This is a genomic window from Alcanivorax sp., from assembly GCF_002733835.1.
In the GTDB taxonomy this organism is placed as follows: domain Bacteria; phylum Pseudomonadota; class Gammaproteobacteria; order Pseudomonadales; family Alcanivoracaceae; genus Alcanivorax.
Window position 1 is genome coordinate 1 of sequence record NZ_NVWY01000061.1, and the last position, 9,274, is coordinate 9,274.

The 9,274-nt window shown below is 59.9% G+C and carries 10 protein-coding genes; 4 read left to right on the forward strand and 6 right to left on the reverse strand.

The features are described from left to right. The first annotated feature begins 121 nt into the window (after nt 1–121). On the forward strand, nt 122–931 hold the full coding sequence (gene mutM / locus COA55_RS16765; RefSeq protein ID WP_290503066.1) for a bifunctional DNA-formamidopyrimidine glycosylase/DNA-(apurinic or apyrimidinic site) lyase: 810 nt from the start codon (nt 122–124) through the stop codon (nt 929–931). A gap of 175 nt (nt 932–1,106) precedes the next feature. Beyond that, complete coding sequence (locus COA55_RS16770) at nt 1,107–1,493, forward strand: hypothetical protein (protein ID WP_063518896.1); 387 nt, start codon at nt 1,107–1,109, stop codon at nt 1,491–1,493. A 76-nt stretch (nt 1,494–1,569) separates the two neighbouring features. Here the strand turns inward: COA55_RS16770 and COA55_RS16775 are convergent, their stop codons facing one another. Together COA55_RS16775 and hemW are read right to left on the reverse strand one after the other, a co-directional pair. Beyond that, nucleotides 1,570–2,331, reverse strand: a complete 762-nt coding sequence (locus COA55_RS16775; protein ID WP_290503067.1) for a TetR/AcrR family transcriptional regulator — start codon at nt 2,329–2,331, stop codon at nt 1,570–1,572. Between the two features lie 91 nt (nt 2,332–2,422). Beyond that, nucleotides 2,423–3,574 carry a radical SAM family heme chaperone HemW gene (gene hemW, locus COA55_RS16780; RefSeq protein WP_290503068.1) on the reverse strand — a complete coding sequence of 384 codons (1,152 nt, stop codon included), beginning with the start codon at nt 3,572–3,574 and terminating at the stop codon, nt 2,423–2,425. Between the two features lie 166 nt (nt 3,575–3,740). Between hemW and COA55_RS16785 the strand changes: the two genes are divergently transcribed. Further along, on the forward strand, nt 3,741–4,193 hold the full coding sequence (locus tag COA55_RS16785; RefSeq protein WP_363970987.1) for a YaiI/YqxD family protein: 453 nt from the start codon (nt 3,741–3,743) through the stop codon (nt 4,191–4,193). Here the strand turns inward: COA55_RS16785 and COA55_RS16790 are convergent. The 4 genes from COA55_RS16790 to COA55_RS16805 all read right to left on the reverse strand — a co-directional run bounded on the left by COA55_RS16790 (nt 4,184) and on the right by COA55_RS16805 (nt 7,514). Beyond that, the gene (locus COA55_RS16790) at nt 4,184–4,903 is read right to left on the reverse strand and encodes a hypothetical protein (RefSeq protein ID WP_290503069.1); all 720 of its coding nucleotides are present in this window, start codon (nt 4,901–4,903) and stop codon (nt 4,184–4,186) included. The two genes, COA55_RS16785 and COA55_RS16790, sit on opposite strands and share 10 nt — an antisense overlap. Before the next feature lie 80 nt (nt 4,904–4,983). Further along, nucleotides 4,984–5,574 (reverse strand): RdgB/HAM1 family non-canonical purine NTP pyrophosphatase, encoded by a 591-nt coding sequence (gene rdgB / locus COA55_RS16795; protein ID WP_290503070.1) that lies wholly within the window; start codon nt 5,572–5,574, stop codon nt 4,984–4,986. Between the two features lie 133 nt (nt 5,575–5,707). Then, nucleotides 5,708–6,298, reverse strand: a complete 591-nt coding sequence (metW, locus tag COA55_RS16800; RefSeq protein ID WP_290503071.1) for a methionine biosynthesis protein MetW — start codon at nt 6,296–6,298, stop codon at nt 5,708–5,710. Next, nucleotides 6,291–7,514 carry a homoserine O-acetyltransferase gene (locus COA55_RS16805; protein ID WP_290503072.1) on the reverse strand — a complete coding sequence of 408 codons (1,224 nt, stop codon included), beginning with the start codon at nt 7,512–7,514 and terminating at the stop codon, nt 6,291–6,293. Before COA55_RS16805 ends, metW begins: the two co-directional genes overlap by 8 nt. Before the next feature lie 262 nt (nt 7,515–7,776). On the opposite strand from COA55_RS16805, the gene COA55_RS16810 reads away from it, so the two are divergent. Beyond that, on the forward strand, nt 7,777–9,078 hold the full coding sequence (locus COA55_RS16810) for an MFS transporter (protein WP_290503073.1): 1,302 nt from the start codon (nt 7,777–7,779) through the stop codon (nt 9,076–9,078). Nucleotides 9,079–9,274 lie beyond the last annotated feature (196 nt).

Sequence of the window (9,274 nt, forward strand, 5' to 3'; positions counted from 1 at the left end):
ATTCAGGTTCAACAACCGCCGAGAGGATATCTACAAGCGGCTGCTGAAACTGCTCAGGGAGCGTCCAATTGAGTGATTTGCTTCCTAAGACCCTAATTATTAACTATTCATTGCCTTTTTTATGCCTGAATTACCTGAAGTGGAAACCACCCTGCGCGGCATTCGTCCGCATGTGCAGGGGCGTATTTTGACGTCGGTGACGGTGCGTGAGCCGCGCCTGCGCTGGCCGGTCAGTGAGGCCCTTTATGCGTTGCGTGATTGCCCTGTTGTGGCCTTGCGCCGGCGGGCCAAGTACCTGTTGATTGAGCTGGAGCACGGGCAGGTGCTGATTCATTTGGGCATGTCCGGCACCTTGCGGGTGGTGGATGCGACCTTGCCATTGCGCAAACACGACCATGTGGATCTGCTGCTCGATAGCGGCAAGGCGTTGCGTTTCAACGACCCGCGCCGGTTCGGTACGGTGCTGTTTCAGGCCGGCGAGGAGCCACACAGCCTGTTGCAGTCGCTGGGGCCGGAGCCGCTTAGTGAGGCTTTTAGCGGTGAGGGGATGTTTGACCGTTCCCGGGGGCGAAAGGTGGCAGTGAAGAGCTTCATCATGGATAACGCCACGGTGGTGGGGGTGGGCAATATTTACGCCCAGGAAAGCCTGTTTATGGCCGGTATCCATCCATCACGGGCGGCCGGGCGTATTTCCCTGACGCGCTATCAGGCGCTGGCTGAGGCCATCAAGGTGGTGCTGGCCCGGGCGATTGAGGCGGGCGGGACGACCCTGAAGGATTTTACCCGTGCGGATGGTCAGCCCGGGTATTTTGCCCAGTCGCTGAATGTATATGGCCGCGCTGGCCAGCCCTGCCTGCAATGCGAAGCCATCCTGAAGGCGGATAGGCATGGCCAGCGCAGTACGGCCTATTGCCCGCAATGCCAGCGGTGACGGGGTGAAGGATGGGGAGTCGCCTCGCGTCGGTGCTGATCAATGATTGAGCGCCGGACCTATTGCTGGCCTAAGAACAAAGGTGTAGATTGTGATGCAATTGTCGGAATATTAACGACTTAGCTGAAACAATGTCAGCGATACTTTAACTATAAAAATACAAGAGGGACTCACCATGAAGCGAGCAAAGCGCCCGGTAGTGGCATCCGTACTCGCCTCCACCATGCTGTTTGCTGCCATGGCGCCCGTCACGGCACAGGCGGCTGAATCACAGCTGGATCGGCCGGGGGAAATGGCAATGATCGGCGACGCGGTTTTTGCGCGCCCATTGCTGCTGGCATCCACGGTGGTGGGAGCAGGCCTTTATGTGGTCACGCTGCCGTTCAGCCTGCTGGGGGGCAATCCGGGAGAAGCCGGTGAAGTGCTGGTGATGAATCCGGGCAAGAATACTTTCGTTCGTTGCCTCGGTTGTACGCCGGCTCAGCACGAGAGCCTGAAGGCAGAAAAAGAACTGCAGGAAAACGAAAAACAGGAACAGGAAGCGGTGGCCAGCGCAGAATAATCGTTGTTCATTGCACCATAAAAAAGCCCCGCACTTGCGGGGCTTTTTTATGGTTGGCAGACGGCCGAGACGGGGCTCAGGCGCAACCAAGTTTGAGGCAACTGCCTTTTTCAGTGCACAGCTCGGCGAACAGCGTGTCGCAGAGGCTGGCTACTTTGCTGCTCAGTGCGTCGTCATCAAAGGGGGTGTCGTCAAGCGGCTGCCATTGCATGGCATTGAGTTGGAGCTGCACGTTGCGCAGTAGCAACCTGTGAGGGTCTTTCAGATCGTACATATCCAGGATGCCGTCGGCATGGATCAGCGTATGCATGCCCATGGACATGGACCACTGGCCAATGCTGAATGTCAGCGGGTCCTGGCCATGGTCTTCCAGTTCGTTACTGCTAATGGCATCGCGCACCACCTGTTCTACCATCCTGCCAATGGGCTGGGTGGCGGTCAGGAACTGCTCCCGGCGGCTGGGTGATGACGCCAGCCAGACCACTTCGGTCATGATGTACTGTTCGAGCCGGAAGTGTTCAGGGTAATGCTGGGCAAACAGTGAGTAGGCCAGAGCAAAGCCCAGCATCTTGTCGCGGTTGGGAAGGTCGGAATGGGCGACTTTCTCGAAGTATTCCCGCCGCGTGGTGGTCAGCTCGGTGCAGACCGCGATGAGCAGGTCTTCCTTGGAGGCGAAGTGGTGATAGAGTGTGCCCGTGGCAAAATTGCAGCTGCGGGCAATGGCCGCCATCTGCACGCCCAGCAAGCCTTCATCGCAGAGCTGTTGCCGAGTTGCCTCAATAAAGAGCTGTTCTCTTTCTGCCAGCGCTTGTTCGCGCCCGCTGCGTGTTTTTGTCATAGTCATAATCTTTTGTGATCCCGCCATTCAGTGTGAATAGCCTTGCAATAGGGTTCAAGCGCTTTTGTTGTCGTGCAGACAAACGTGCCGCCTACAGACGCGCCGCTGCCAGTTTTTCCAGCAAGCCGTTCAGGTGACGTAAACCATTATCGGTACAGGCCAGTCGTTGGTCTGTGATGGCGAGCAACCCCTGCTGTTCCAGCGGGACAAGGGCGTTTTGCCATTGCCAGACCGGCTCTCCGGTGGCGTCCTCCAGTGTCTGCCAAGTGATGCCGTTGACCAAGCGCAAGCCGTTGAGCAGGGCCTCAAACAGGCGGTCCTCGCGGGCAATGGACTGGTACTGGCGGCGAGCATGGGCGGCGTCGGCCAGGTAGTCCTCGGGTTTTCGGGTTTTCTGGTAACGATGCACGCTGCCCTGTGTCGCGTCAGTGATCTTGCCGTGAGCACCGGCGCCTATGCCAAGATAGTCCCCGAATTGCCAGTAATTGAGATTATGCCGGCAGCGGTGTCCAGATTGCGCGAAGGCGGAAATTTCGTAGCGCTGGTAACCGTGCTGCGCGAGCAGGGCGAAGCCGGCCTGTTCGGTGTCGGCCATGGCGTCGCCGTCTGGCTGGATCGGAGGCGCGCGGTAGAAAACGGTATTGGGCTCGATGGTCAGCTCGTACCAGCTCAGGTGCGTGGGTTGCAGGGCGATGGCCTGCTGCAGATCGTCCAGGGCCTGGGCGTGGCTCTGCCCGGGCAGCGCATGCATGATATCCAGATTGAAATTGTCGAAGCCGGCGGCTTGCGCCTGGTGGGCGGCGGCGATGGCGGCGCTGGCATCGTGGATGCGCCCCAGCGCTTGCAGGTGCGCGTTATTGAAACTCTGGACACCGATAGACAGGCGGTTGATGCCTGCCGCGCGAAAGCCTTCGAAACGGCCGGCTTCCAGGGTGCCCGGGTTGGCTTCCAGGGTGATCTCGGCGTCTGCCTGCAGGGTCAGCCGCTGGCGAATACCCTGGAAAAGTTGCCGGTAAAAGTCGACGGACATCAGGCTGGGGGTGCCCCCGCCAATAAACACCGTTTCCACCGGACGGTCACCGATCAGCGGTAAATCCTGTTCCAGATCGGTAAGCAGAGCCTGCAGGTAGGCAGCTTCCGGAATCTCGCCCCGCTCATGGGAGTTGAAGTCGCAATAGGGGCATTTGCGCACGCACCAGGGGGTGTGGATGTAGAGCGAAAGCGGCGGATTGGTCAGGGGCATGAGTGTTGAAGCAGCTGAGGCAATGGGAAGAGAGTGGGCATGGTAGCAGAATGGTTGATAGTTGATAGTTGACAATGGACAGCGAAAAACAAAGAGTTGCGTCGAGCTATGGGGCTTCCTGGGTTTTAGCTGTCAACTGTCCACTGTCAATTATCAACTGGTTTATATGGTGCATATCTGGGTTGATGCGGATGCGTGCCCGCGTCCGGTGAAAGAAGTGTTATTCCGTGCTGCGCAGCGAGCGCAGGTTCCCTGCACCCTGGTGGCGAACCAGCATATCGCCGTACCGCGTACGCCGTTGATCCGCTCCATTCAGGTGGGGCAGGGCTTTGACGTGGCGGATAATGAAATCGTGCAGCGCTGTGAGGCCGGGGACCTGGTGGTGACCCAGGACATACCATTGGCGGCGGAAGTGGTGGAGAAAGGCGCGGAAGCGGTGACTCCCCGTGGTCACTGGCTGGACAAGGATACCGTGCGCGAACGCCTGAATATGCGTGATTTCATGGAAGAAATGCGTTCGGCGGGGATGCAGACCGGCGGCCCGGCCAGTTTTTCCAACCAGGACAAGGGGCGGTTTGCCAATGCGCTGGACCGCTGGTTGGCGCGGGCTCAGAAGTAACCCATCACCCCGACCTGCCCCCAGCTGAGGTCACCACCGCCATCGCGGCGCACATCTTCTCCGGCCCAGCTGTGCTGCCAGCCGGCCCACAGGTTGACTGCCCGGTGGCAGTGCCAGGTGAGCATCACGCCCACTTCGCGGTGATTGGGGCCGTCATAATCTTCGCTGGCGTAACCCTGATCATAGGCTTGTGTCAGCCGCAGCTGCGCGATGCCGGTTGCCCAGAGCGGCTGTTCCCCCACCAGCGATAGCGCATAGAAAGCACCGTCGGCCTGCTTGCTCCAGGTGCTGTCTGCGCGCAGGGCCAGCCAGGGCCGTAGATGGGTGGCAACACCGAAGCCCGCTTCCACGTCATCAGGGGTGTCCAGTGCCGGGTCGTCCGCGTGGAACTGCAGGTAAGTCACGTTCAGGTACGGCTCCCAACGGCCGATGCCCGGCGCGTACTCCGCGAACAGGTTGTTCTCCCGGTAGCCGCTGCTGCCAGCGCCCCAGGCTTGCCAAACTCCCAGGGCCGCGTGGTCTTTTGTCAGGTCGCCGCCCAGGCTATGCAGGCTGTGGCCATCGAGGTTGTCGCGGCCTTCGCTCACATAGCGGCTGTGCCATTGCGTCTGCACGCTGCCGTGTAGCGGGTTGGCCTCGCTCAGGGCGGCAGGCAGTAGCAGGGCAAGGCAGAGGCAATGCTGTGGATGAGGGCGACGTGGGGTTGGCACCGAAGCGGCTCCTTGCTGACGGTAAACCCTGACCTTATCAGAGAGGAGCGCAGGTGCGGTGAGGGTTACCAGGCGACCGGCTAGGCTTTCAGTGCTTCAATCAACATGCCCATGGCCTTGCCCCGGTGGCTGATGGCATTTTTTTCCTCCGCGGGCAACTGCGCGGCGGTGCAGCCTTTTTCTTCCACAAAGAAATGGGGATCGTAGCCAAAGCCTTGCTCGCCCTGGGGTTCCAGCACGATGCGACCGTTCCAGTTGCCCTGGCAGATTAACGGGGTGGCGTCGTCTTCGTGGTGCATTAATACAATCAGTGCCACGTAGCGGGCCTGGCGGGCCTCTTCCGGAATCTCGGTGAGCATCTCTACCAGCAGGGCATTGTTCTTTGCGTCGGTGGCGCCGACCCCGGAAAAGCGGGCAGAGAAAATGCCGGGGCTGCCGTTCAGCGCGGCGACCTCGAGCCCGGAATCGTCGGCGATGGCAGGCAGGCCGGTGTGCTTGCAGGCATTGCGGGCCTTGATGATGGCGTTTTCCACAAAGGTGCTGCCGGTTTCCTCGGCTTCCGGTACATCGAATGCACTTTGGGCGACCACTTCAATATTCAGCGGCGCCAGCAGCTGCTGCATTTCAGCGAGTTTCTTGGCATTGCCGGAGGCGAGTACGATTTTTTCCATGCGGAACTCCTGACGTTGTTAGCTGCGAGTGCCTAGCCGCGAGCCACGAGAAAAAGATAAAAGAGCGGGAAACTGGATCGCGAGTTCCGCACTGTCTAACGTACGTAGCTCGTAGCTCGTAGCTCGTAGCTGCTTAGCCCTTCACCCGATAAATGGCGATTTCTCCGAACAGGTTTGGCCACCATTTGCTGAGCACGCTGGTGCGGTGATTACGGTTAATCACCTGGCGTTCGAGGATGCGAATGCCGTGCTTTCGGCAGTGGGTTTCAAAATCCTGCACGGTGCACAGGTGAATGTTCGGGGTGTTGTACCACTCGTAGGGCAGCGCAGACGACACCGGCATGCGCCCTTTCAGGCCCAGGTAAGCGCGGACTTTCCAGTGGCCGAAGTTGGGGAAAGTGATAATCGCTTCGCGACCGACGCGGACCATTTCGTTGAGGATCTGGTCCGGGCGCAGCACCGCTTGCAGTGCCTGGGTCATCACCACGTAATCAAAGCGGTGATCCTGGAAGTTGCCCAGGCCGCCATCCAGATCCTGCTCCAGAACATTCACGCCCTTTTCAAAACAGGCGGCTAGGTTGTCCTGGTTGATTTCCAGGCCATAGCCGGCGGTTTGCTTGTGCGTTTTCAGGTGGGCCAGCAGGGTGCCGTCGCCGCAACCCAGGTCCAGCAGGGTTGCGTTTTCGGGAATCCAGTCGCTGATTAGCTGCAGGTCATCACGCATCGGCACTGGCTCCCGCATTTTCCGTCCGGCTTTCGGTTTCGTTGGCGCTGTTTTCCACCTCGTTGGCGACCCTGTGCATGTAGGCACCGAACAGTTTGGTGTACTCGGGGATATCCAGCAGGAAGGCGTCGTGGCCCTTGGGCGTGTCGATTTCCGCGTAACTCACATTGCGGCCGGCGTGGACCAGGCCGTTGACGATTTCCCGGCTGCGTTCCGGCGCGAAGCGCCAGTCCGAGGTGAACGACATGACCAGGAAGTTGCAGGAGGGTTTGGCGAGCGCCTGCTCCAGGGAGTGGTCGAATTCCCGGGCCGGGTCGAAATAGTCCAGCGCCTTGGTCATCAGCAGGTAGGTGTTGGCGTCGAAGTTGCGCGAAAACACCTCGCCCTGATGGCGCAGATAGGATTCCACCTGAAACTCCACATCAAAACCGAAATGGAAGCGCCCGGCGCGCAGGTCGCGGCCGAACTTCATGCGCATGGCGTCGTCACTCAGGTAGGTGATGTGGCCGACCATGCGCGCCAGAATCAGCCCTTGGCGCGGGTAGGTATCATGCAGGTAATAACGCCCGCCGTGGAAGTTCGGGTCGGTCAGAATCGACTGTCGCGCCACTTCATTAAAGGCGATGTTCTGGGCAGAGAGCTTCGGCGCGGCGGCGATGACCACTGCATGGCTGAGGCGTTCCGGGTAATCGATGGACCACTGCAGGGCCTGCATGCCCCCCATGCTGCCGCCGATGACCGCGGCCCAGCGTTGAATGCCGAGCACATCGGCCAATCGTGCCTGGCTGTTTACCCAGTCCTTCACCGTCATCATGGGAAAGTCCGGGCCCCAGGGCTGGCCGGTCTCCGGATTGATGGACGCCGGGCCGGTAGAGCCGTGGCAGCCGCCCAGGTTGTTCAGGCTGACCACGAAGAAGCGGTCCGTGTCGATGACCTTGCCGGGGCCGATGCAGGTGTCCCACCAGCCCGGGCGTTTGTCGTCCGGCCGGTGATAGCCGGCGGCGTGATGGTGGCCGGACAGGGCATGGCAGATAAGCACCGCGTTGGACGCGTCGCGGTTCAGGGTGCCGTAGGTTTCATAAACCAGATCATAGGTCGGCAGCGTACGGCCACATTCCAGCTCCAACGGGGTGTCGAAGTGGTGAACCTGTGGCTCGATCAGCCCTACGGAGCCGGCGGCGGCATGGGGCAAGACGTCGGGATTCTGTTGCGACATGATGACTCGCTAGCAAGAGATGTCGCAAAGTCTAAAGCCCGCCCGGTGGGGGCGCAATCAAAGCCCGGCGGTTGCCATGGTATCCTGCCAATTGGGGACGGTATTTTCGTGGTTCTGCGTATCTGCCATGCCTGCTGCTTTCCCGTCAAACCCCTGTGCGCCGCAAAGCGGGGAAAGCGTGTCGGAATAACGACAGCATTTCAGGCTGCGTGTTTTTCGTCAGGCATCCGGCATTCGGCGTCTAGCGATTATCAGGAAGTGTATGAAGAAAGAGTCGGTAGTGGACGCGTTGTATGAAAAAGTGGCCAACGATGAAGATGCGCGCACCTGTACAGACATTAGTGAGGACGCTTGCCGGGAGGTACCGGGTAACTTCTTTCGCATTATCGCCGCCAATACCCTGACCAAGATCGGTGACCTGTTGATCAACCCGAAAACCGTGCTGGCCTGGCTGATCAGCGCGGTGGGCGCGCCGGGTTCTCTGGCCGCCTTGCTGGTGCCCATTCGTGAGTCCGGTTCGTTGATTCCACAGTTGATGATCGGCGCAATGGTGCGTCGCTACCCGGTGCGTAAGGGCTTCTGGGTGCTTGGGGCGGCGCTGCAGGGATTATCCGTGCTGGGCATGGCGTTGGTGGTCTGGCTGCTGGATGGCCTGGCTGCGGGGTGGGGGATTGTCGGCCTGTTGGTGCTCTTTAGCATCAGCCGGGGCTTCTGTTCCGTGTCCATGAAGGATGTGCAGGGCAAGTGCATTCCCAAATCCCGCCGTGGGCGGCTCACCGGACTGTCGGCCACGCTGTCCGGCGCGCTGACCTTCGGGCTGACGCTGCTGATCTTCCGTGGCGACAGCGACCCTTCCGTCCTGTTCTACAGTGCACTGCTGGCCGGTGCCGGTGCGGCCTGGTTGGTGGCCGCGCTGGTGTTTCTGTCCGTGGATGAATATCCCGGTGCCAGCGAGGGCGGTAGCAACGCCCTTCGCGAGGCCTGGAATAGCTTGTCCCTGTTGAAGGACGATGCGCCTTTTCGGCGCTTCGTGATTACCCGTGCCTTGCTGATGGCGTCGTCATTGGCGTCGCCGTTTCTGGTGTTGCTGGCCAAAGAGCAGTCCAGCCTGGCGCTGCTGTTGGGGAGTTTCGTGCTGGCGTCGAGCCTGGCCAGTGCGGTGAGTGCCACGGTGTGGGGCTATATGGCGGACAGCTCCAGCCGCACCGTGATGGTTCGCGGTGGCGCGCTGGCGGCGTTGGTGTGTGTGGTGGCGGGGGCGGTGTCGGTGTCTGGTGTGCAGGCAGCGGGGATGCACTGGTTGTACCCGGTGGCCTTTTTCATCCTGGCGATTGCCCATGCCGGCGTGCGTATCGGCCGCAAGACCTACATGGTGGACATGGCGGGCGGCACCAAGCGCACCGATTACACGGCGGTGAGCAATACCGTGATTGGCGTGCTGTTGCTGGCAGTTGGCGGTATCAGTGCGGCGGTGGCCATGTTGGGTAACGACTGGGCGTTGCTGGTGCTGGGATGTATGGGGGCGATGGGTGTCGCCAGTGCGAAATCTCTCAAAAGCGTGTAAGTAATATCGCAATGATATGAAAAAGATTTTCCATCTGAGGCTTAGGTATTAATCTTGCCGCCTTTGCCAAAAGTAAGGGGGAAATCATGAAAAAACGCTAGGGAACCTCTGAAAAACTCCTTGCATGCTCAGCGTGGCCTGAAGCGTGCAGCTGTTGCGTCTTGTCTTGATGGTCAGGGTGGTTCCCTTTCCGAGA